This window comes from Atlantibacter sp. MEI4A-1023 (assembly GCF_056155425.1).
Genome location: NZ_CM149568.1, coordinates 816,066 through 838,834 on the forward strand (window position 1 = coordinate 816,066; position 22,769 = coordinate 838,834).

General features: G+C 55.4%; 16 protein-coding genes and 1 tRNA gene. 6 read left to right on the forward strand and 11 right to left on the reverse strand.

The window, feature by feature from the left end:
- Positions 1-40: 40 nt before the first annotated feature.
- The 3 genes from ssnA to ACVV26_RS03920 form a co-directional block, all read right to left on the reverse strand.
- Positions 41-1,369: a putative aminohydrolase SsnA gene (ssnA, locus tag ACVV26_RS03910; protein ID WP_474800080.1), complete on the reverse strand. Its 1,329-nt coding sequence runs from the start codon at positions 1,367-1,369 to the stop codon at positions 41-43.
- Between the two features lie 2 nt (positions 1,370-1,371).
- Positions 1,372-4,473 carry a putative selenate reductase subunit YgfK gene (ygfK, locus tag ACVV26_RS03915; protein ID WP_474800081.1) on the reverse strand — a complete coding sequence of 1,034 codons (3,102 nt, stop codon included), beginning with the start codon at positions 4,471-4,473 and terminating at the stop codon, positions 1,372-1,374.
- 301 nt (positions 4,474-4,774) lie between these two features.
- Positions 4,775-5,377, reverse strand: coding sequence for an NTP transferase domain-containing protein (locus ACVV26_RS03920; protein WP_474800082.1), 603 nt, complete (start codon positions 5,375-5,377; stop codon positions 4,775-4,777).
- 25 nt (positions 5,378-5,402) lie between these two features.
- Here ACVV26_RS03920 and yqeC point away from each other — a divergent pair, with 25 nt between their 5' ends.
- Positions 5,403-6,176: a selenium cofactor biosynthesis protein YqeC gene (yqeC, locus tag ACVV26_RS03925; protein ID WP_474800083.1), complete on the forward strand. Its 774-nt coding sequence runs from the start codon at positions 5,403-5,405 to the stop codon at positions 6,174-6,176.
- Positions 6,177-6,225: 49 nt separating this feature from the next.
- The gene (yqeB, locus tag ACVV26_RS03930) at positions 6,226-7,851 is read left to right on the forward strand and encodes a selenium-dependent molybdenum cofactor biosynthesis protein YqeB (RefSeq protein ID WP_474800084.1); all 1,626 of its coding nucleotides are present in this window, start codon (positions 6,226-6,228) and stop codon (positions 7,849-7,851) included.
- A 56-nt stretch (positions 7,852-7,907) separates the two neighbouring features.
- On the opposite strand, the gene arcC is transcribed toward yqeB, so the two are convergent.
- The 5 genes from arcC to ygeW all read right to left on the reverse strand — a co-directional run bounded on the left by arcC (position 7,908) and on the right by ygeW (position 14,070).
- The gene (gene arcC, locus ACVV26_RS03935; protein WP_474800085.1) at positions 7,908-8,840 is read right to left on the reverse strand and encodes a carbamate kinase; all 933 of its coding nucleotides are present in this window, start codon (positions 8,838-8,840) and stop codon (positions 7,908-7,910) included.
- Positions 8,841-8,893: 53 nt separating this feature from the next.
- The gene (gene hydA, locus ACVV26_RS03940; RefSeq protein WP_474800086.1) at positions 8,894-10,279 is read right to left on the reverse strand and encodes a dihydropyrimidinase; all 1,386 of its coding nucleotides are present in this window, start codon (positions 10,277-10,279) and stop codon (positions 8,894-8,896) included.
- A gap of 50 nt (positions 10,280-10,329) precedes the next feature.
- Positions 10,330-11,547 carry a YgeY family selenium metabolism-linked hydrolase gene (locus ACVV26_RS03945; RefSeq protein WP_125295321.1) on the reverse strand — a complete coding sequence of 406 codons (1,218 nt, stop codon included), beginning with the start codon at positions 11,545-11,547 and terminating at the stop codon, positions 10,330-10,332.
- Positions 11,548-11,618: 71 nt separating this feature from the next.
- A complete protein-coding gene (dpaL, locus tag ACVV26_RS03950) occupies positions 11,619-12,815 on the reverse strand; it encodes a diaminopropionate ammonia-lyase (RefSeq protein ID WP_474800087.1) in 1,197 nt (398 codons plus the stop codon).
- A gap of 67 nt (positions 12,816-12,882) precedes the next feature.
- Positions 12,883-14,070, reverse strand: coding sequence for a knotted carbamoyltransferase YgeW (gene ygeW, locus ACVV26_RS03955; protein ID WP_474800088.1), 1,188 nt, complete (start codon positions 14,068-14,070; stop codon positions 12,883-12,885).
- Between the two features lie 497 nt (positions 14,071-14,567).
- On the opposite strand from ygeW, the gene ACVV26_RS03960 reads away from it, so the two are divergent.
- Entirely contained in the window at positions 14,568-16,346 is a 1,779-nt protein-coding gene (locus tag ACVV26_RS03960) for a sigma 54-interacting transcriptional regulator (protein ID WP_474800089.1), read from the forward strand.
- Positions 16,347-16,377: 31 nt separating this feature from the next.
- Here ACVV26_RS03960 and xdhC read toward each other — a convergent pair whose 3' ends face one another.
- The 3 genes from xdhC to xdhA are packed head-to-tail and all read right to left on the reverse strand — an operon-like array spanning position 16,378 to position 20,043.
- Complete coding sequence (gene xdhC / locus ACVV26_RS03965; RefSeq protein ID WP_474800090.1) at positions 16,378-16,860, reverse strand: xanthine dehydrogenase iron sulfur-binding subunit XdhC; 483 nt, start codon at positions 16,858-16,860, stop codon at positions 16,378-16,380.
- Entirely contained in the window at positions 16,857-17,735 is an 879-nt protein-coding gene (gene xdhB / locus ACVV26_RS03970) for a xanthine dehydrogenase FAD-binding subunit XdhB (protein ID WP_474800091.1), read from the reverse strand. Before xdhB ends, xdhC begins: the two co-directional genes overlap by 4 nt.
- A 10-nt stretch (positions 17,736-17,745) precedes the next feature.
- Positions 17,746-20,043 carry a xanthine dehydrogenase molybdenum-binding subunit XdhA gene (xdhA, locus tag ACVV26_RS03975; protein WP_474800092.1) on the reverse strand — a complete coding sequence of 766 codons (2,298 nt, stop codon included), beginning with the start codon at positions 20,041-20,043 and terminating at the stop codon, positions 17,746-17,748.
- Between the two features lie 281 nt (positions 20,044-20,324).
- Here xdhA and actS point away from each other — a divergent pair, with 281 nt between their 5' ends.
- The 3 genes from actS (at position 20,325) to ACVV26_RS03990 (ending at position 22,759) form a co-directional block, all read left to right on the forward strand.
- A complete protein-coding gene (gene actS / locus ACVV26_RS03980) occupies positions 20,325-21,071 on the forward strand; it encodes an amidase activator ActS (RefSeq protein ID WP_409515028.1) in 747 nt (248 codons plus the stop codon).
- 79 nt (positions 21,072-21,150) lie between these two features.
- Positions 21,151-21,224 (forward strand) — tRNA-Gly (locus ACVV26_RS03985).
- 599 nt (positions 21,225-21,823) lie between these two features.
- Complete coding sequence (locus tag ACVV26_RS03990) at positions 21,824-22,759, forward strand: TRAP transporter substrate-binding protein (RefSeq protein ID WP_474800093.1); 936 nt, start codon at positions 21,824-21,826, stop codon at positions 22,757-22,759.
- Positions 22,760-22,769: the final 10 nt, after the last annotated feature.

A 22,769-nucleotide genomic window follows, 5' to 3' on the forward strand; every position in this document is an offset into this window, starting at 1 on the left:
CCTCATTTTTCGCCTCCCGCTAGCCGGGAGGCGCCAGGTTTTAATTCAGTGCATCCATGCGTTGCCACATCCGGGCGGCGATTTTTCGTGCTTGCGCATAGACAGGTTCACAATCAAAAGCGAACTGGCGGTCTTCGTAGACCATCACGCCATTCACCATCACGCTGTGCACGCTCGACGAACCGAGACCGAACGCGATATGCCCGGCGACGTTTTCTGCCAGCAGCGGCGTTGGCGAGGCGTAATCGCAAATGGTCAGATCCGCTTTGTACCCGGCTTCCAGGCGGCCAAATTTGGCGTGGAAGTTGCGGCTCAGTAGCGCGTTGCCGTTAGTAAGGGCGCGGGCGAAGCTGTCCGGCCACAGCGGGCCGCCGGCGTCACGGTGTTTGAAGAAGGCGAATTTCATCTCTTCAAACATGTCGGAACCAATGCCATCGGTACCGAGCGCCAGGTTACGAATACGGGTGAGCTGATGGTTGTAGCCCACGTGGTTGTTCATATTGGAACGGGCGTTATGCACCAGGAAACCGTCTTTGTCGTTCAGCAGCGTGATATCGTCAGCGGAAAGGTACAGCCCGTGGGCGATCAGCGTTTTGCTGTCGATAAGGTCGTATTCCGCCAGTCGCGCCAGCAGGTCTTTGCCGTAGTGGTGATGGCTATGGGAGACGTCATAGCTGTCTTCTGCCGCATGAATATGCAACCCGCGCCCGGTGACTTTGACGGCTTCGCTGAGCATCGCTAATCCGGCATCGGGTACGGTGAAGGGCGCATGCGCGCCGATATGGGCTTCCACCAGGTATGGCTGCTGGCCTTTCTCTTTCGCCGCATCAATATGCTTCGCGAAGCGGATATTCTCTTCAACGCCCGCCTGGAGCTCTTTCAATCCACCGTTGCGGTCGGTGGTTTCGAAGCAGGTCATCCCGCGCAAGCCCACTTTGATAAACGCGTTGCGCAGCGTGTCCAGCGAGCCCGCAATGTAAGCCGGCGAAGCGTGGTGATCGATAACCGCGGTACAGCCGCTTTTGATGGCTTCAAGCGAGCAAATCAGACCGCTGTAATAAAGCGATTCCTCATCCAGCGCCCGGTCCAGCCGCCACCAGAGGTTTTTCAGCGTGGAGATAAAATCCGGGCAGGGATCGATCTTCGCCTGAATACCGCGCGACAGCCCCGAGTAAAAATGGTTATGCGAGCAGACGATGCCGGGCATTACCACCCGGCCATGCATCTCTTTGTATGACGCATCCGGGTAGCGTTGGGTTAACGCTGGCCCGACCGCAAGGATTTCATCGCCGTCGATGGCGATATCAACGTTTTCCATCACCATCGCCGGATGCAACTGCACGGCGGTAACATTTTTTAAAATAAGCATGATTATGCCTCCACCCGGCCTAACAGATAGTGATGGTGCTGGTGTACATGGCTGATGATGCGGCACATGTCATCCAACCCGGCGGGCACATCCCGGAACTGACCATCGCTGCCGATGGTTAATTCCCAGGTTTGTTCGCCCTGGCGGATATGTACCCGGCTGTCATCCACCAGGAAGCCCGGATTGGCGCTGTTGCGGAAATCTTCCGGCAGGCTGAATACCGTGACCTTGTCCTGGTAAGGCTTGCCCTGCCACGGGCAGAACTGGGCGCAGTTGCCGCATTCGTTGCAGTAAGCGTCGAGATGCAGCGTCTGATAGCGGTTCTGGAAGCCAGGCACGGCAATGGAGACGTTGGCGCGGTTGGGGCAGACATCGACGCACTTGCTACAGATGTAGTTACATTCCAGGCAGCGCTCAGCTTCCTGGGCGACAAAGGCGTCGCGATCGTCTTTATCCACCTGCGCCACGGAGATCGCGCCTTTACGACGGTAAATCTCCGCCGGGTTGACGTTATTCCAGTGCTTATCGCTCTGATGGGAGCGGATATTTTCCCGCGTCAGGATCACATCGCTGGCGCGACGGGCGTTGCCGATGGCGGAAACAATCGAAGACGGGCCGCGCTGTACATCGCCAATCAGGAACACGTCCGGGCGGCTGGTTTCGCCGAAGTGGTTGACTACCGGCCAGCCGTTGTCATCCAGCGGGACGCCCATGGCGCGCAGGGCGTCGCTATCCTGTTGCTCGCCGATGGCGGTGATCAGGCTATCTACCTGCATGGTGCGGACGTCATCGGTTTCTACCGGGCGGCGGCGGCCTTTGGCATCGGGTTCGCCCAGCGCCATCACGCGCACCGTCAGCGTGCCGTCGGCGTCAAACTGTTCCGGGTTGCTGAGGAACTGGAACTGTACGCCGTCATGCAGCGCTTCTTCGTACTCTTCACGCCAGGCGGGCATTTCCTGTAAGGAACGGCGGTACACCACGGTGACTTTTTCAACGCCCGGCACGCGCAGCGCGGTGCGTGCGCAGTCCATCGCGGTGTTGCCCGCGCCGACCACCACCACATGCTTGCCGAGTTCCAGATTTGTGCCGAGGTTGTATTCGCGCAGGAACGGCAGTGATTTCCAGACGTTGCGGTTATCGCCACGCAGTTTGACGCCGCTGTTTTTCTCGGTGCCGGTGCCGATCAGCACATAATGGAAGCCCTGCTGTTGCAGTTTGTCTACCGTCAGATGTGGGTCGCAGCCGTATTCGATTTTCACGCCGTGGGCGGTGACAAAATCGATATCATGCTGGATCAATTCGCCCGGAATACGGAACTGCGGAATGATATTTCTCACCACGCCGCCAGCGTTTTTCTCACGTTCGAACAGCGTCACCGGGTGGCCAGCGCGCGCCAGGAAATAACCCGCCGCCAGACCCGCCGGGCCTGCGCCAATCACTGCTACCGGATGGCGTGAACCGGAGCCCGCCGGTTTATGCCAGCGTTGTTTGTAGGTTTCCCAGCCTTTCTCCAGCGCGATTTTTTTCAGCTCGCGGATGTTGAGCGCGCTGTCATAGTCGAGACGGGTACAGTTGTACTGGCACTGGTGATCGCAGATGTGCCCGGTAATGGCGGGAAGGGCGTTGCGCTGATAAATAAGCTCCAGCGCGTCGGCATAGCGCTGCTCGCCCATCAGACGAATGTACTCAGGAATATCCTGCTTGATGGCGCAGGCCGTGACGCACGGTGCAACATAGCAGTCGGTGAGCGGCAGCCCTTCGGCCACTTCGATGCGCTCTTCCGGCTTCCAGTGTTTTTGGGTGTACTCCATGCTGACGGCACGTTTGGCGAGTTCATCAAGACGCGCCACGTCGACCTGCTGCATATGCCAGGCGTCGGATTTTTCGAGTTCACGCATGCATTCGCTCAGGCGCAGGTAGCCGCCTGGCTTCAGCAAATCGGTCGCCATGGTAATCGGGCGAATACCGGTGTCGAAAATATCGCGAATGGTAAGTTGGCTGGCACCGCCGGAGTAGGAAATTGGCAACGTGCCGTTAAAGGCCCGGGAGAGCACCGCCGCCACGTTAATCGACAGCGGGAACAACGCGCGCCCGGACATATACATCTCTTCGCCCGGTAATGCGCCTTTATGGTTGATGGTGCCGAGGGTGTTGGTGAGTTTCACCCCAAAGCCCAGGTGTTTCTCTTTCGCCAGCGTCATCAGGCGTTGCAGCATCGCCAGCGCCTGATCGAGCTTCAGGTCGTGGTCAAACGACTCTTCTTTCAGGCCGATATAGTCGAAACCGCAGGTATCGAGAATTTCGCGAACGCGCGGGTAGCCCAGCAGCGTCGGGTTAAGTTTCACAAAGGTATTGAGTCCTTTTTCTTCCAGCATATAGCGGCAGATGGCTTCAATTTCATTGGGCGGGCAGCCGTGCATAGTGGAAAGCGTGACGCCATGAACCAGGCTTGACGGGATCCGCGTATCCACCGTGGCGAGCTGTTCGCGTTTTGCTTCCGGCAGGCGGGCAATAAATGCCGGGTTAGCCAGCCAGCGCTTGAGGGTCTGGCGATACTCGGCGAATTTCGGGTGATCCGCCGCGTTCATCATGTTGTCGATAAATTGCTGCATCGGCGGCTGTTTAATGCCGTCGAGGTTGTAGCCGACGCTCATATTGAAGATAAAGGATTTGGCGTCGTCCGGGCCGCGCGCGGTGAACATCTCATCGAGCAGGTGCAGAATAAACCAGGCTTTCAGGTATTCATCCCAGGCTTTCAGCAGGGTGAATTCAGTGGACCACTCGGTATTGAAGCATTCGTCTTCCGCGTCGATACAGGGTTTTTCCAGCTCCAGCCGATCGAGAATTTGCACCGTTTTCAGTTCGATAAAACGGCCACCCGTCAGCCAGGAGGTAATGATGTTCTGTGCGAGTTGGGTATGCGGTCCGGCGGCTGGGCCAACGGGCGTGGCGCAGGTTTCGCCAAATACGGAAATCGGCTGGTGTTGCCCGGTCTGATAAAACTGTTGTTCAGGAATACCAAAGATAGTGTGGTGCAGGTGGTATTCATCAAACAGGCGCGTCAAAAGTTCCTCAAACGGGACGGGACGCATGATATCCCCCATAACCCTCTCCTTAACGTAACATTTTTAATCGGAATTACCGGCAGTGATATAACGTCCGGTGGATTACGTTAAAGGAGCAACAATCGCACCAGCTATTTATCCAGGGCCCAGCTAATAAACAGATTTGTGAGAAGCCTCGAAAGTTGGCCTGGGTTTGTGAAATATCTCACAGCTTACAAATGAGAATTAAAATCACTCTGTTTATATGCGCCGGACGGTGTGTCATCGGGATACTGCTTTTTCTCAAAACAACCGTGTTGTTATCATAATGATAAGGTGTAAGGAGAATGAATAATAATTATCATTGGCGACGATCCTTGCCGCTTAATTTATCTTGCCCCCGGCGTTGTAGTGCCTGGAAATCTTCAGGCGTATCAACGTCGAAAATTATTTCCGGGTGATTCATTTCACAAAAACGATATTCTCCGGCCATTAACGCTTCGCGCATGGAGCGAACATTGGCTAATCGAGCAGCCTGCATCAGACGCGTGTGAGGCAGTAAAATCGGATGGCCAGGTTTACCGCGATAATGCGGCATTAGCGCGTAGTCTCCGCGTAAGTGCCAGAGATTATTAAAGATGTTGTATTTTAAACAGGGGAGGTCGCCGTGAGTGAGATAACAATATTCTGTGTTCACATGGGCCGCGCCTGCCTGAACGGAAGAGAGCAGTCCCGATAAATAATCAGGGTTATAAACAATTAACAGTTGCGGATCATGAATATACCGTTGCGCAAGTTCTTCATGGCGAAATCCCGTGACCAGAATAATGCGTGAGCAGAATTGAAGCGCGTTTTTGATACTTGCATCAAGCATTGTGCTATCCCGCCAGGGTAGTATCATTTTCCATTGCCCCATTCGGGATGAAAGACCCGCAGCGGTAATTATGCAGTCAATGTGTTCCACTTTATTTTTTTCATCCCGGAGCCTGATGACAATAGCGAAAAATATACCGGATCCTGACGCCCTGTTATGTGATGTGAACGCGTTTGCCAAACCGGTAATAATAAGTCTGGTGGGCGCTGGCGGTAAAACCAGCACGCTGTTTTGGTTAGCCAGATTATTTTGTCGTATCGGCAGACGCGTGTTAATTACCACCACCACCCAGATGTATATGCCCGATTCCGCCTGTCCGGTAACGCTTTGCCGCGATCCCACGCAACTTCCTGCCCACCTTTTCCAGTCGTCGCTGATGGCCTGTTTCGCTGGCTGGAACATTGCCCATAACAAAGTGCGTGGATTCTCGCCGGAAATCATAGACCGCCTGATTGCGCAACAGGATCTGGATGTCATTTTGATAGAAGCCGACGGCGCTCGCGGTTTTGCATTAAAAGCGCCCGCTGAGCATGAACCTTGCATACCTCAATCCAGTCGCTGCGTGATAGGGGTAACCGGCGGGGGCCTGTTCGATAAGCCAGTTGGACCGGATAACGTTCATCGTTGGGCGCAGTTTGCCGCAATTACCGGGCTTTGCGCCGGAGAGCGGTTGGATTTGACCGCCATGCGGCGGCTGATCCAACACCCGCTGGGGCTGTTTAAAGGCACGCCGCCGGGCTGTCGCCGGGTCTGGTTTATCAACCGTGGTTCTCAATATGAGAATCATCAGCAAACCCTGAGAGACATGCTGGAGGCCGACGATGTGGACGCTATCTGGCAGGGGGCGGTGCAGGAAACCCCGCCTATCACGTGCAGAGTGGTGAGATAGCAGCCCAGGTTTACTGGGGCGCCGAATGGATATTTCTATTGAGGTAACAATGAATATTTTCACTGAAGCTGCAAAACTCGAAGAGACGAATTGCCCGTTCGCCATGGCGCAAATTATCGATAGCCGCGGCTCCACGCCGCGCCATTCGGCGCAAATGATTATTCATCAGGATGGGTCCATCGTCGGCACCGTTGGCGGCGGCATGGTTGAGCGCCGGGTGATCGACGAAGCGCTGGAGGCGATGCGTGAACGTAAACCCCGGCTGTTCCACGGCCGCATGGCGCGTAACGGCGACGATGCGGTCGGGTCTGACTGTGGCGGCGCGATGTCAGTGTATATCAGCGTTCACGGGCTACGGCCCCGGTTGGTGTTAATTGGCGCAGGCCATGTTAACCGGGCGATTGCCCTGGCAGCGCAGCCGCTCGGATTCGAAATTTCAGTGGCAGATATTTACCCGGAAAGCCTTAACCCTGATTTCTTCCCACCTGCAACCCAGTTGCTGCACGCCGCGTCGTTTTCCGCCGCCGTGGATGCCCTGGATATCAAACCCGATAATTTTGTGCTGATCGCCACCAATAATCAGGACCGTGAGGCGCTGGATAAACTGATTGGCCGCCCGGTTGCCTGGCTTGGGCTGCTGGCCAGCCGCCGTAAAGCCCAGGTGTTTATTCGCCAGATGCGTGAAAGCGGGCTCACCGAAGAACAGCTTTCCCGGTTCCATGCCCCGGTGGGATATAACATCGGCGCGGAAACCCCGCAGGAAATCGCCATTAGCGTGTTAGCGGAAATATTGCAGATTAAAAACCACGCGGCGGGCGGGTTGATGAGCCAGGCGGCGCATCCCTCTCATCATCAGCGGATTGTGATCCGCGGGGCAGGGGATATTGCCACCGGCGTGGCGCTGCGTCTGTTCCATGCGGGGTTTAAAGTGATCATGCTGGAGGTCGATAAACCCACGGTGATCCGCCGTACCGTGGCGTTCGCCCAGGCAGTTTTTGACGGCGAAATGGTGGTGGAAGGGGTAAGGGCGAAACGTACCACCTCTGCCAGAGAGGCGCTTGCCCTGGCGGACAGCGGCGTAGTGCCGGTGCTGATCGACCCGGATTGCACCACGCTGAACGTGCTGGAGCCAGGCTGCGTGGTGGATGCCATCCTCGCCAAAGAAAATACCGGCACCCACTGCGGCATGGCACCGATTACCCTGGCGCTGGGGCCGGGCTTTACCGCCGGAAAAGATTGCCATGCGGTGATCGAAACCAATCGCGGACACTGGCTGGGGCAGGTGATTTATAACGGGACGGCGCAGGAAAATACCGGCATTCCAGGCAATATTATGGGCCATACCTCTCGCAGGGTGATCCGTGCGCCGGTAGCCGGGATTATGCACGCCCGGGTAGCGTTGGGCGACATCGTCAAAGAGGGCGATGTGATTGCCCATATCGGCGACACGCCTATCGAAGCGCCGCTAACGGGAATGGTGCGCGGCTTACTGAATGACGGGCTGGCAGTCAGCGGCGGATTTAAAATCGGTGATATTGATCCGCGCGGCGCAGCGGCAGACTATACCAGCGTCTCCGATAAGGCCCGCGCCATTGGCGGCGGGGTGCTGGAAGCAGTGATGACGCTAATGCACCAGGGCGTGAAATCCACGCAGGAAGTGCTGACGGTGGCGTAAGGCATTAAAAAAACAAAGGGCGCTGCGGCGCCCTTTGTCGTTTCTGGCGTAAACGGCTACTGGCTGATAATGGTGCCGGTTTTGCCTTCAATCCCTTCTTTGGCTTTACTCAGCACGGTGATCAGCGCCTCGCGGCCCGGACGGGAGCGGGCGAACGCGGCGGCGGCTTCCACCTTCGGCAGCATCGAGCCTTTGGCGAAATGCCCTTCGTCGATAAAACGCTGGGCGTCGTTCAGCGACAGGCGATCCAGCCACTGCTCGTTGGGCTTGCCAAAGTTGATCGCCACTTTTTCTACCGCGGTAAGGATAATCAGCATGTCGGCATCGATCATCTCCGCCAGCCGGGCGCTGGCCCAGTCTTTGTCGATCACCGCGCTGGCACCGCGCAAATGCAGGTCTTCGCGGATCACCGGAATACCGCCGCCCCCTGCGGTGATCACCACGTGGCCCGCTTCCATCATCACTTTAACGGTCTCTTTTTCGATGATATCCACTGGCTTCGGCGAGGCCACGACGCGACGATAGCCGCGCCCGGCATCCTCTTTCATGGTGTAGCCCTGCTGGGTCAAATGCGCCGCTTCCTGTTCGCTGAAGAATGAACCGATAGGTTTGGTGGGGTTGAGAAACGCCGGATCGTTGCCGTCCACTTCGACCTGGGTGATCAGCGTGGCGACCGGGATCGGCATCTGGCGGGAAAGCAGCTCTTCGCGCAGCGCGTTTTGCAGATCGTAGCCGATGTAGCCCTGGCTCAGCGCCACGCAAACCGACATTGGCAGCATCGGGGTATGCGCCTCGGTTTTGGCGGCGGCTTCAAACGCCAGGTTGATCATGCCTACCTGAGGGCCGTTGCCGTGCGTCACCACCACCTGATGGCCCTGGGCGATTAAATCGACTATCGCCTGGGAGGTGGTTTTTACCGCTGCCATCTGTCCGGCCAGATCGTCGCCAAGGGCATTCCCGCCCAGGGCGAGAACAATTTTCTTACTCATCCTTTCCTCACTTCGTAGGGGTTCGGGGTCATCCGTTTACGCCACTTTGCCGGTCAGGGAACCGGGTGTTTAAACGGTTTACGTCGCAGGTAGCGTCCTTGTCCGGGGCTACCGGTAAATTTGCCGTCGCGGAAAACGGTATTGCCGCGCGACAGGGTCTGGCGAATTTCGCCCTGGCACACCATGCCTTCCCAGGGGGAATAGTCGGCGTTGTCGTGCAGGTTTTCATGGCGAATGGTGGTGGTACGGCGCGGGTCGATAATGACGATATCGCCGTCTGCGCCGGGGGCGATTTGGCCTTTATGCGGCCACAGGCCGAACAGTTTGGCCGGCGTCGCGCTGGTTAAGGCGACAAAACGTTCGGGAGAAATGCGCCCGCTCATCACACCGTGGGAAAACAGCAGCAGCAGGCGGTTTTCCACGCCGGGCAGGCCGTTCGGGCAGCGGCTGAAATCGCCGCCGGACAGACGCTGGCGTTGCTCCAGTGAGAAGGTGCAATGGTCGGTCGCCACCACGTCCACTGCGCCGTCGGCGATGCCGCACCACAGCTTGTCCTGCTCGCGCACGTTGCGCAGCGGCGGGCTGAGAATAAACTTCAGCGCGTCTTCCGCCTGGTAGCTGCGCTCGTCCAACAGCAGATATTGCGGGCAGGTTTCCACCCATACAGGCTGATGCTGCGCCCGCGCCAGCCGTAAATAATCCAATCCCAGACCGTTTGACAGATGCACGATGTACAGCGGGGCATCGCCCGACAAATGCGCCAGGTTGATCATCCGGGCGATGGCTTCGGCTTCGCATTCCAGCGGGCGGCTGAGCGGGTGGTACATCGGCGCGGTTTTGCCAGAGGCGATAAATTCGGCCCGCTTGCGGGCGATAGCCGCATCGTTTTCCGGGTGAACCGTGGTTAGCGCGCCGGCGTCGTTCAGGCGGCGCAGGGCCTGCAACACCTCATCATCATTGAGCTTGAACTGATAGGTGAGATAGAGCTTAAAGCTGCTGATCCCTTCCTCTACCATCATGGGGATTTCGTCGAGAATGGCGTGGTTGATATGCTGGATCACGCCGTGGAAACTGTAGTCGATCACGGCTTTATGGGCGGCGTAACCGTGGTATACCTCCAGCTGGTGGCGCAGTTTGCAGCCTGCCGGCCCAAATCCCATATGGTCGATAATGGTTGTTGTACCGCCACACGCGGCGGCGCGGGTACCGGTAAAAAAATCATCACAGCTACGGGCGATGCCGACATCAATATTAAAATGGGTATGCACGTCGATGCCGCCGGGCATCACGTAACAGCCTTCGGCGTCGAGGGTTTCACAGGGCAGTTCGGGGTTAATGGCGGGGGCCACCTGGCGGATATGACCGTTCTCGATCAGCACGTCCTGGCGGGCCTGGCCGTCGGCGTTGACGACGGTGCCGTTTTTAATCAGTACACGCATAGTTACTCCAGAACCCCTCCGGCTATGAAGCCGGAGGGATAGCACGAGGGTTATTGTTTTTCTGTGGCAAGCCAGGCCAACGGGATCGCGGCATACATGGCGGCGCAGGTGACCAGGTGCGCTTTCCAGGTTTTTTCGTTCGGCGCGTGGGCTTCTGGTTCTTTACCCGGACCAAAGCCGACCACCGGAATGCCGTGACGGCCCATGATCGAAACGCCGTTAGTGGAGAAGGTCCACTTATCAACGACCGGCTGCTGGTGGAACAGGCCTTCATAGGCCGCTGCCAGCGCGCGAACCGTGAAGTGGTCTTCTTCCACTTTCCAGGTCGGGAAATAGCACTCGGTGGGGTAAACCAGGCCGGTCCACGACGGACGGTCATAGTTGTACATCGAGACCACCGCGTTAGCCTGCTGTACCGCCGGCAGGGCGCGGATTTCATCCAGCGCGCCTTCCCAGGTTTCACCCCAGGTGAGACGACGGTCAATGGAGACCGCGCAGCTATCCGCCACGGCGCAGCGGCTTGGCGAGGTAAAGAAGATTTCTGATACGGTCAGCGTGCCTTTGCCGAGGAAGTCGTCATGGCCTAAGCGCTGAGACAGCCCCTGCAATTCGTTGAGGATCGGGCCCATTTTGAAGATGGCGTTGTCGCCGCGCTCCGGGGCGGAGCCGTGACAGCTAACGCCCTGCACGTCGACACGAATTTCCATACGACCGCGCTGGCCGCGATAAATCTGGCAGTCGGTAGGTTCGGTGCTGACCACAAATTCAGGGCGAATGCCGGACTGCTCGATGATGTACTGCCAGCATAGGCCATCGCAGTCTTCTTCCTGCACGGTGCCAGTGACCAGCAGCGTGTATTCGTCCTCAAGGCCCAGGTCTTTGATGATCTTACCGGCGTAAACCATTGACGCCATGCCGCCTTCCTGGTCGGATGCACCGCGCCCACCGATCAGTTCATCGGTTTCCATGCCGGTATACGGGTCGAAGTTCCAGTTTTTGATGTTGCCGATGCCGACAGTATCGATGTGCGCATCCATAGCCACCAGGCGCGGGCCGTGGCCAACGTAGCCGAGAATGTTGCCCATCGGGTCGATTTCTACTTTATCGAAACCGACTTTTTCCATTTCCTGCTTGATGCGGTGAATAACGCGCTTCTCGTCGCAGCTCTCGCTGGGAATGGCGATCATGTCGCGTAGAAAACGGGTCATATCGTCTTTGTAGTGATTCGCTTTTTCCAGAATAAGCGCGAACGGAATATGCTTAGCCATCTCTGATTCTCCAGTCTTAGGCTCCCCGTCCGACAGGGAGCGTCAATTCGTCAGTGTGAAAGTGCGCGGTGTTAACCCGGAATGCCGTGTTTGCCTTCCCAGACCACTTCGCGGTAATGCTTCACGTCGGTATCGCCTTCAGTGCTGATCGCCAGCACCACAGAATCTTTATCCAGTCCCAGTTTTTTCATTAAGGCGTCGCGCTGTGGATGGTGATGCACGGCAGCAAGCACCCCAAGGCCCACCGCGCCGGATTCGCCAGAGACCACGCGATGATCGCTGCCGAGCGGGTTGCCCAGCACACGCATCCCCAGCGCGGCAACGGCGTCCTGGCAGGAAATGAACTGGGTGGCGCAGTTGCGTAAAATTTCCCAGCCCAGCGGGTTTGGCTCGCCACAGGCCAGACCGGCCATGATGGTGGCCATATCGCCGCCGACGTTGACGATTTCGCCTTTCACGCCGGAGCGGTAAACGCAGTCGGCCAGTTCCGGTTCAACCACCACCGAGTGCAGATTGCGCGGCCCGTAGACATCCACCAGGTAGCCCAGTACGCCGCCCGCCATGGCACCGACCCCCGCCTGTAACAGGACGTGGGTGGGTTTCATGCCCATCGCGTTCATCTGTTCGACGGCTTCGTCCGCCAGGGTGGCGTAACCCTGCATGATCCACGTAGGGATGGTGGTGTAGCCTTCCCATGCGGTGTCCTGCACCACTTCCCAGCCGTTTTGCTGAGCGTTTTTCATGGTCAGGCGCACGGTGTCGTCATAGTTCATGTCGGTGACGATGCACTCCGCGCCTAATTTAAGGATCGCGTCCACGCGCTCCTGAGCGGAGCCCTTCGGCATATACACCACGGCGTTCTGGCCGAGCTGCTTCGCCGCCCACGCCACGCCGCGACCGTGGTTGCCATCGGTGGTGGTGGCAAAGGTCATTTTTTCGCTGATGGTGGTTTTGATGGTCTCGAACGAGAAATCAGCAATGTTGATGTGATACTTCTCGCACAGCAGTTGGGCGATGGCGTAAGCGCCGCCCAACATTTTGAAAGCGTTGAGCCCGAAGCGCTGGGACTCATCTTTGACCAGGATTTTTTTGACGCCGAACAGACCGGCTAATTCATCCAGTGCATACAGCGGTGTCGGCTGATATCCCGCGATCTTCTGATGAAACTGGCGGGCCTGCTGCGCCTGTTTTTGCGAGAACAGCGGCGAGGTTTCACCATTAAAAAATCGGTTGTCGGCGATATCCATTTTCAATGAGAAAACTGACATATCCCATCCTTATCCTTCATAACATCATGGGGAGTGAAGAGGCCGGCCCGCAGGCCGGCTGAGTGAATTACTTGATGCGTTTTTGCGCTTCCTGCAACAGCTGCTCCAGCAGAACACCGGGTTTGGCATATTTACGCGCAAGGATCATGGCGGCGATGATGTAGGGCTTCCAGCTGGCTTCTTTGTAAGTGGCGATGCGGTATTTTTCGAATACGCCTTCGGTGACTTCGCCTTCTTTACAGGACACGCCGCTGATATCCGCCGGCAGGCAGTGCATATACAGCGCCTCGCCTTGCTTAGTGAGCTTCATCATCTCTTCGGTGCAGTGCCAGTCTTTGTGGTTGGCGTTCTGCGCCAGGCAGGCTTGTTCCAGCGCTTTCAGGCCGTCATGATCGTTGGCGCGCAGCAGGTCGGTACGCTGCTCCATGACTTTGTACGGTGCCCAGGACTTCGGATACACGATGTCGGCGTCTTTGAACGCTTCTTCCATGCTGGTGACCTGGCGGAAGCTGCCGCCAGAGGATTTGGCGTTATTTTTCGCCACTTCGATCACGTCAGGTATCAGGTCATAACCTTCCGGATGCGCCAGCGTCACGTCCATACCAAAGCGGGTCATCAGGCCGATGATGCCCTGCGGCACGGACAGCGGTTTGCCGTAGCTGGGAGAGTAGGCCCAGGTCATGGCGATTTTCTTGCCCTTGAGGTTTTCCAGTGAACCAAAATGCTCGCGCAGCCACGCCAGATCGGCCATCGACTGGGTTGGGTGGTCAATATCGCATTGCAGGTTGATCAGCGCCGGGCGCTGGGGCAGTACGCCCTGTTTGTGACCATCATCCAGCGCAGCGCCCACTTCACGCATATAGGCGTTGCCGGCACCCAGATACATGTCGTCGCGGATACCAATGGCATCGGCGCAGAAAGAGATCATGTTGGCGGTTTCACGTACGGTTTCGCCGTGGGCAATTTGCGATTTGCCTTCGTCGAGATCCTGTTGCGCCAGGCCGAGTAAATTCAGCGCGGAAGCGTAGGAGAAGCGGGTGCGCGTAGAGTTATCGCGGAATACGGAGATACCAAGACCGCTGTTGAAAACCTTCGTTGCAATATTTTCCGCACGCAGCGTTTTCAGCGCGGCCGCGACGTCCAGCACTTGTTTCAGTTCATCTGTGGTTTGCTCCCACGTCAACAGAAAGTCTTTCTCGTGAAGGTGAGAGTTCAGCGCATTGATATCCTTTATCAACTCATTAACAGTTTTCATTTTTAGATCCTGGTAGTGGAATGACAGGCAAGGTGGCATTTTGCTGTGTCTGGCATCAAATTAGCCGGGCATCGAGAAACGCGATTCACAGCGATATCTCTGTCTTAACAATAACTGTGCCAGAATCATTGCCGGTCCGTTTAATAAGCCGTAATGGCCCGGATTATGAGAAATGAATCACAAATTAACGCCGTTTATTAACCGTTATTTAATACGTAATCGTTTGGCTTTATTTATGCCGTGTTGCCGATGAGAAAATAAGAAAGCCGTTATTCATGGAATAAGGGGGGCGCGCCGTCAAATTGATAAATTAGACGCTGTTATTCTCATATTGATATAGAAATGTGATGTTTCTTCCATATTTCCACCTGAGAATGATAAAGGAAAAGTGTTTTTATCAATGTTAATGGCAGACAGGTTAGTATCATAGGGTTCAGATTATTCTGTGAGCGACTTTATAAATATCAACCAATTACGTGATATTCGAAGGTTAAGCTATGATACCCGCCAATACGCAATCCGTTTTGATGCAGATTCAACCGACAATTCAACGGTTTGCCAGAATGCTCGCCAGCGTGTTGCAGCTTGAGGTCGAGATTGTTGATGAAACCCTGTGCCGGGTGGCTGGTACGGGATCTTATGGCAAATTTCTTGGTCAGAAACTCAATACTAATTCACGCTTATTGCGCTATGTCCTGGAAACCAAACAAGAAAAGGTCGTGACCCATTCCCGTTTCGATCCCTTATGTGATGGATGTACCAGTAAAGATAATTGTAAGGAAAAAGCGTTTCTCGGTACGCCGGTTATTTTTCAGGATTCCTGCGTCGGCGTGATTAGCCTTATCGCCGTCACGCATGAGCAGCAGGAACATATTAATGATAACCTGCACGAGTTTTCTGATTACGTCCGACATATATCGACAATCTTTGTTTCCAAATTACTGGAAGATCAAAACGGCAGCGGCAGCATTCGCAAAATATTCTCCACCATGATCGAAAATATGGATCAGGGCGTGCTGGTGGTCGGTGAAGATAATCGCGTGCAATTCGCCAATCTTACGGCATTGAAAATACTGGGCATCACCCAGGGAAATATGATCGGCCAGACCGTTAGTTTCCGCCCGCTGACCTTTGAAAGCAATTTCACCCAGGGGCATATGCAGCACATTGTGACGTTCGATGACAAAAGCGAACTGATCATCGGGCAGCTTCACCATGTGCAGGACCACCAGCTTTTTCTGATGGCGTTTCATCAGTCGCATACGTCATCCGGCGTGGCGATTGCCCAGGATGAACCGCATATTGAGCATCTGGTGGGGGAATGCCGCCCGATGCGCCAGCTAAAACGCCTGATTAGCCGTATCGCCCCCAGCCCGTCGAGCATTCTGATTGTTGGCGAAAGCGGAACCGGCAAGGAAGTGGTGGCGAGGGCAATCCACCAACTGAGCGATCGTAAAAACAAACCTTTTATCGCGATTAACTGCGCGGCTATTCCGGAACAGCTGCTGGAAAGCGAACTGTTCGGCTATGTGAAGGGGGCGTTTACCGGCGCATCCGCCAACGGCAAAACCGGGCTTATTCAGGCAGCCAACCACGGCACGCTGTTTCTTGATGAAATCGGCGATATGCCGCTCACTCTCCAGGCCAAACTGCTGCGCGCCATTGAGGCGCGGGAGATCCAGCCCATCGGTGCCAGCCATCCGGTGCAGGTAGATATCCGCATTCTTTCTGCAACCAACCAGAACCTTGAGCAATTCATTGCAGACGGGAAATTCCGCGAGGATCTGTACTATCGCCTGAATGTGATCCCGGTGAGTTTGCCGCCGCTGCGCGAGCGCCAGGACGACATGGAACTGTTAATTCACTATTTCCTTCATCTTCATACCCGGCGCATCGGGCTGGTTTATCCGGGCGTGGCCCCCGAGGTGATGCTGATGCTTAAGCGCTATCGTTGGCCGGGTAATTTGCGTGAGCTGAGTAATCTTATCGAATACCTGGTGAACGTGGTGCCGTCGGGCGAGGTGATAGACGCCTCACTGCTGCCGCCCAATCTGACTAACGGCGTCAAACTGGCAGATACCGATATGGATGCCGTGTTTGCGATGGCGCCACGGGTGGATGAGGCGGGCGTGACGGCGCTGGAAGAGATGGAAAAACAGATGATCCGCGAGGCTCTGTCGCGCCATAGCAATAAAAAGCAGGCGGCAGATGAACTGGGGATCGGTATTGCCACGCTGTACCGCAAAATCAAAAAGTATGAGTTGCAGGTGGGTTAAAAAAGCGGGCACCGCGCGTGCCCGCTCTGTTTTATTCCTGTGAGCGATCGCAGGCTTGTACGGTTTCGACAATCATTTGATACCCGGTGCAGCGGCAAAGATTCCCTGCCAGCCCCTGGCGGATTTCCAGTACCGTAAAGGGTTTAGCGTGCGGTTTTGCCAGTAACGCGGTGGTCGCCATGATCAACCCTGGCGTACAGAAGCCGCACTGCACCGAGCCGGAACGGGTATAAGCATGTTGAACGGCAGAAAGCTGCCCGCCGATAGATTCACCTTCCACGGTGCGAATCGCTTTTCCCTGCACCCATGCTGCAAGATACAGACAACTGTCGATAGCGATGCCATCTACCAGCACGGTACAGGCACCGCACTCACCCACGCTGCAACCCTGCTTTACGCTCAGTAAACCCTGCGCGCGCAACAATTCCGCCAGCGGCATCGCCGGCGAGGCGGTAAAACGAAAAGGCGCGCCGTTAATTGAACAATCCACGGTTATCCAGGCTTCATTTCTCATAGCAGTTTCCCTCCCGCGTTTTCTACGGCTTCGGTAACGACTTTTCGGGTCATGGTTTGAATCAGATGTAAGCGGAACTCTTTGGCCGCGCGCCATGATGAACGTGGGGAAACGTCCTGCAACACGGCCTCGCTGATAGCGGCCAGGGTTTGCTGCGTTAATGGCACGCCCTGCGCCGCCTGTTCAGCATGTTGACAGCGAATCGGTGTAGGCGCGGCAACGCCAAATGCCAGCCGTAATTCATCAAACTTACCGTCTTTAATCAGGCAGCGCGCAGCGCTGCCGATGGTGGCGATATCCATCGCATCACGCATCGCATATTTAAAATGCGCACTACCCACGCCAGACGTGGGTTGCGCAGGGAAATGAAATGCGACCAGCATGTCGCCCGCCTCCAGCGCGACGCTGCCCGGGCCGGTATGGAAGCCGTTGATAGTGGCAAACCGGGTGCCGGAAGCGGACACGATCTCCAGCGTGGCATCGTAAATCAACGACGGCGTGGCGGAATCGGCGCTGGTTGCGCCGTTGCAGATATTACCGCCGTAGGTGGCAACGTTACGGATTTGCGGCCCGGCAATCGACGCGGCGGCAGCGCTTAATGCCGGAAGATGCTGCCTGACCAGCGGGTTTTCAATCAGTTCGGTGAAGGTGGTACCGGAACCGATGCGCAATCCGCCCTTGTCATTCATTTCAATACCGCGCAGCTCCGGCAGGCCATGAATATCCACCACATGACGATAGCGGGCATTATGATGATGCAACTGGATCAGCACGTCGGTGCCGCCCGCCAGCAGCCGCGCTTGCGGGTGCTGCGCCAGCAGTGCCGCCGCGTCGGCAACGCCGGTTGCGCGATGATAGCTTTCAAAATCAAACATAGCGTTATCCTTAAATCAGTCCTGCCTCGCGGAATTCACTGAACAGACGTTTTGGCGTCAGCGGCAGGGTATTGATTGCCACGCCTGTCGCCATCCGTACCGCATTGCGTATGGCTGCGGCGACCGGAATAATCGGCGGTTCTCCCAGCGATTTATGCCCATAGGCCGACTGCGGTTCGTGAGTATCCACAAATGCGCATTCCAGATGGGGGAGATCCAGCATGGTGGGCATTTTGTAATCCAACAGATTAGGGTTACGCACCACACCGGTTTTTTCATCGATGATCATCTCTTCGAAAATCGACCAGCCGATGCCCATTCCCATTCCGCCGTGAACCTGGCCTTCTGCCAGCACCGGGTTCAGGATGTGCCCGGAGTCATGCATATTCAGGATGCGGTTAATGGTGATTTTGCACAGATCCACATCCACGGTGAGATCGACGAAGGTGCAGCCGAAGGCGGGCGGGTTGGTGGTGGTTTTCACAGAGGCTTCTGCAGAGAGCTGTCCGCCGCGCTCAGGATGGTAAAATGCATCCATGGCGATGTCGGCAACCGACAGCAACGGCGCGTTCGGGCGCTCGGTCAGCACCACCTCGCCGCGATGTAGCGTCAAATTCATCACGGACTGGTGAAGCATCAGCGCGGCGTGTTGCAGGATTTTTTCACGCAGTTGCAGCGCCGCCTGGCGCAGGGCGGGGGCCGCCACGTAGCTTTGCCGCGAGGCGAACGCGCCGGGGTCGAACGGCGTGACGTCGGTATCCTGGGTGGAAATCACCCGCACCGAACTCACCAGCACGCCAACGGTTTCCGCCACCATCTGAGAAAACACGGTGTCAGCGCCCTGACCGATTTCCGTCGCGCCGCTTTGCACGTTGATGGTGCCGTCCTGGTTAAGCAGCAGGCGCGCACCGGAAATTTCCACGCCTACCGGCCAGGTATTCGAGGTATAGCTGAAACAGGCCACGCCGACGCCGCGGCGTAAATTCCCTTGTTGACCCTGGCAGGCTTCTTTGCGTTTATCCCATTCGAAAATTTCACGGCCTTTTATCAGGCACTCCGGTAGCCCGGCGCTGTGGATGACTTTTTGGTTGACCGGGTTGGTATCTCCTTCACGCGCCGCATTGCGCAAACGGATCTCCACCGGGTCGATGCCCAGTTCGGCAGCGGCGTCGTCCAGCATCGCTTCCAGGGCAAAAACCACCTGCGGCGCGCCGTAGCCGCGCATCGCACCCGCAGCGGGAAGGTTGGTGTAGCAGGTGGTCGCACGATAGCCAAAGGCGATACGTGGGTAGAGATAGGGAATTTTATTGCCGCCCGCTGCGGCAATCGAGTGGCCGTGAGACGCGTACGCGCCGGTATTCGACAGTACATCCAGAATATAGCCTTTGAGGATGCCGTCGCAGGAAATCCCCAGTTGCCCGTCAATGGTAAAGGCGTGGCGGGTGCGGGTCGCGGTGAAGCACTCTTCACGGCTGAGCATCACTTTCACCGGGATACCGCCCAGTTTCAGGGTCAAAAACGCTGCCATCGGCTCTTCGAGAACGTCCTGTTTATTGCCAAAGCCGCCGCCCACGTATGGTTTGATAACCCGAATGCGCGACCAGGCGATATCCAGCGCCTGGGCGACAATCCGGCGAACAATATGTGGGATCTGCGTACTGGAAACGATGGTGATGCGCGCGTCCTCTTCCATCCAGGCGAAGCTGGTCACGCCTTCCATATGGCAATGTTGAATTACCGGCGTCTGATAGTGGCCGCGTATTTGATGGTCCGATCCGGCGATAACCCCGAGCGGGTCGCCTGCCATGATTTCACTCTGTTTCAGCGTATTGCCCGATTCATGTATCGCGACGGCATCGGGGGCGAGTGCCGCTTCCGGCGTGGTGATAACCGGGAGTGCTTCCCAGTCTACCTTCACTAACAGGGCCGCCTTTTCTGCGGTGAGTTCGTCACGGGCGACCACAATGGCCACGGCATCACCATGGTGGCGGACATGGCGCGTTAAAAGCAGACGGTCGGCGATATCACGCTTACCCGGATCTAAGGTCCATGCGTGCCCCGCCGTTGCGAAGGGGATATCCGGCACGTCCTCCCAGGTGAATACGGCGAGTACGCCGTTTAGCGCTTTGGCTTCTGTGCAGTCAATCTTAGTGGCATAACCATGGGCGATGGGGCTTCGAACGTATCTGGCGTAACACATTCCCGCCATCACATAATCGTCAGTGTATCGTGCGCGGCCCGTTGCTTTGGCAACGGCATCCACACGCATACAGGGCTCGCCAGTTGCGGCAGCTTCCCGTTGTTCCATTTTTATCTCTCCTGATGTGACAGACGCTGTTCTTCAGTCAATAGAACGATCAGGCAAAATTTACGCCAGAAGAGAAAATGCCTGTTGGACAAGAAGTAAACTGTGATGACCTTAAAAAATGTCCGGGAATAAATGAAAAGCGCGAGCTGTGATAAGTTGTCTCGTTATCATAATGACCAGAAAACTCTCATTCTGATACGCCGCGAGCGATGCGCGGGAATTGGGCATCTGGCGTTGGGCTGCTATGATAAACCGTCATTTGTCTTTTAAGAGGATCTGTTTTGAGTGCGGGATGCCTGTCAGGAAAACCCTTTAGAATGGCCATTTGTCTGGCGATAGCGCTGCTGATCGCGGGCTGTTCAGGCAACAAATCATCGGACCCAGGGAGCTATTCCGGCACCGTTTATACGGTGAAGCGGGGCGATACGCTGTATCGGATCTCGCGCATGACAGGAACCAGCGTTAAAGAGCTGGCCCGGCTGAATAACATTTCTGCGCCCTATACCATTGAGGTGGGGCAACGCCTGAAAGTGAACGGTTCAACTAAGACCGCGTCGTCTTCACGTAAATCATCGGGCAAAACCGCAGCGGTAACGCCGTCTTCCGCGGTGCCGCAATCTTCGTGGCCGCCCGTGGGGCAACGCTGCTGGCGCTGGCCGACCAGCGGTAAAGTGATCCTGCCGTATTCCACGGCGGATGGCGGCAATAAAGGTATTGATATCGCCGGTTCGCGTGGGCAGCCCGTTGTGGCATCCGGCGCGGGAACCGTGGTTTACGTGGGTAATCAGCTACGCGGTTACGGCAACCTGGTGATGATTAAGCACGGCGAAGATTACATCACCGCGTATGCCCATAATGAAACGTTGCTGGTTAATAATGGCCAGAAGGTGAAAGCGGGGGAGAAAATCGCCACTATGGGCAGCAGCGGCGCGGACGGGGTGCAGCTTCATTTCCAGATTCGCTATCGCGCGACGGCCATCGATCCGCAACGCTACCTGCCACCGCCGGGAAAAGCGCCTTCGTGCTAACTGCTTAAAAGAGCATCATTTAATCTGCAAGGTATTGCCTGATGACTGCGAAGGTCTATAATGCCTTGCACACCTTAAAGCGGGTGTAGTTCAATGGTAGAACGAGAGCTTCCCAAGCTCTATACGAGGGTTCGATTCCCTTCACCCGCTCCAGATCTCAAGTCTCCTGAACGCCATCGAATTCAATTTTCTGCTGATTAACCATCAGTTGTTGCATTTTATTACTCTAATGAACTTCATAGAACTCACCCTGGGTCACCTTAATAGGGGAATGTGGATGGGGGAAAACAAAATAAAAATAAAGTAGAAGCATTTTTATAAATCTATAAAAAACAGGTTTCGATAGTTCCTGTTATTTCCCTTTCGTTGAATCTATATAACTCATACACCCTCTGCATTACCTTTCCCGCCCAAATGCTTTGTAATGTCGTTCAGGCATTTCTCCTTCAGTTTTGCTGTTTTTTGCATCCATTTTCTATTACCGCTCACAGAATTCGCTTCTGATCGGCCTTCCGTGTTGCCAATTTTTTTTTTCCGCTATAGGTTGACTGTAACGGTTTAGTGTAACGTTACAGAAAAAGGTATTTGATCTAAGTTTTGCGCAAAAAAACGTGAGTTTAATTTTAAAAAAATACTATAAATCAACAAATTAATAGGAATATTTTATGAATTTTCAACGATCCGGTTTACGCAAAATCCTCATTGGTACACTCGTCACTTCAACACTGCTTATTGCGGGTAATATCGCCAGCGTGGCGCAGGCGGCGGTCAATCTGCGGGTTTATTCGTCGCTGACGGCAGATGACAATTCCGCACATTACATTTGGTTTAAGCGCTTGCAGGCGAATATCGAACAGAACCCACATTTAAAAGATGAAATCAAACTCAACTATTTTCCGAACGCAATGTTGGGTAAAGAAGCGGATGCCGCACAACAGGTGCGCATTGGCGCCATCAATATGATGATTTCCGGCACGTCTATTTGGTCAACAATGGTGCCTGAAATCGGGGTTCTGGATTTAGGATATCTTTTTAAGGACTGGAATCAGGTTGGTCTGGCGCTGGATGGTAATGCAGGCAAAACATTGTCTGACCTGATGCTGAAAAAAGCGAATGTGGTCGTCATTGGCTATCCCTACAATCTGGGTGCGCGCAATGTTTACACCAAAAAAGTCGTCGAAAAACCGGAAGATCTCAAAAGCCTGAAGATTCGGGTTTTACCTGTGCCCAATTTTATCGCCACTATTAATCACATGGGGGCCGTCGCTATTCCAATGCCCGGAGGTGAAGTCTATTCCAGTCTGCAAATGGGCGTGATTGATGGGTTGGAGCATGATTCCACCACCGTGCTGGCGAACAAATTCTATGAAATTGCCAAAAACGCCAGCCTCACCCGGCACAGTTATAACCCCATCATGATCGCTATGAATAAAAATAGCTTCCAGCAAATCCCGGAGAAATTACGCCCTGAATTTCTGACCGCCGCGAAAGAAGCAACCGACTATGAGCGCCAGCAAGCTTCAGTCATTGAAGCGCAGGCCATCAAAAAACTTGAATCGCTCGGGATGGTCTTCCACGACATCGATCGCGATACGCTACGTAATGACGTTAAACCGGTATGGGAAGCGTTCCTGGCTAAATATCCGCAGATGAAAAGCGTGGTTGATGACGTAACTGCGTCAAAATGAGTTCCGGATT

Excerpts from the sequence above, each read along its gene's own strand:
- ygeW (WP_474800088.1), bottom strand. The coding sequence starts at position 14,070 with ATGAAAACTGTTAATGAGTTGATAAAGGATATCAATGCGCTGAACTCT.
- ACVV26_RS03960 (WP_474800089.1), top strand. The coding sequence starts at position 14,568 with ATGATACCCGCCAATACGCAATCCGTTTTGATGCAGATTCAACCGACA.
- xdhB (WP_474800091.1), bottom strand. The coding sequence starts at position 17,735 with ATGTTTGATTTTGAAAGCTATCATCGCGCAACCGGCGTTGCCGACGCG.
- xdhC (WP_474800090.1), bottom strand. The coding sequence starts at position 16,860 with ATGAGAAATGAAGCCTGGATAACCGTGGATTGTTCAATTAACGGCGCG.
- yqeC (WP_474800083.1), top strand. The coding sequence starts at position 5,403 with ATGACAATAGCGAAAAATATACCGGATCCTGACGCCCTGTTATGTGAT.
- hydA (WP_474800086.1), bottom strand. The coding sequence starts at position 10,279 with ATGCGTGTACTGATTAAAAACGGCACCGTCGTCAACGCCGACGGCCAG.
- yqeB (WP_474800084.1), top strand. The coding sequence starts at position 6,226 with ATGAATATTTTCACTGAAGCTGCAAAACTCGAAGAGACGAATTGCCCG.
- dpaL (WP_474800087.1), bottom strand. The coding sequence starts at position 12,815 with ATGTCAGTTTTCTCATTGAAAATGGATATCGCCGACAACCGATTTTTT.
- arcC (WP_474800085.1), bottom strand. The coding sequence starts at position 8,840 with ATGAGTAAGAAAATTGTTCTCGCCCTGGGCGGGAATGCCCTTGGCGAC.
- ACVV26_RS03945 (WP_125295321.1), bottom strand. The coding sequence starts at position 11,547 with ATGGCTAAGCATATTCCGTTCGCGCTTATTCTGGAAAAAGCGAATCAC.
- ygfK (WP_474800081.1), bottom strand. The coding sequence starts at position 4,473 with ATGGGGGATATCATGCGTCCCGTCCCGTTTGAGGAACTTTTGACGCGC.
- ssnA (WP_474800080.1), bottom strand. The coding sequence starts at position 1,369 with ATGCTTATTTTAAAAAATGTTACCGCCGTGCAGTTGCATCCGGCGATG.
- xdhA (WP_474800092.1), bottom strand. The coding sequence starts at position 20,043 with ATGGAACAACGGGAAGCTGCCGCAACTGGCGAGCCCTGTATGCGTGTG.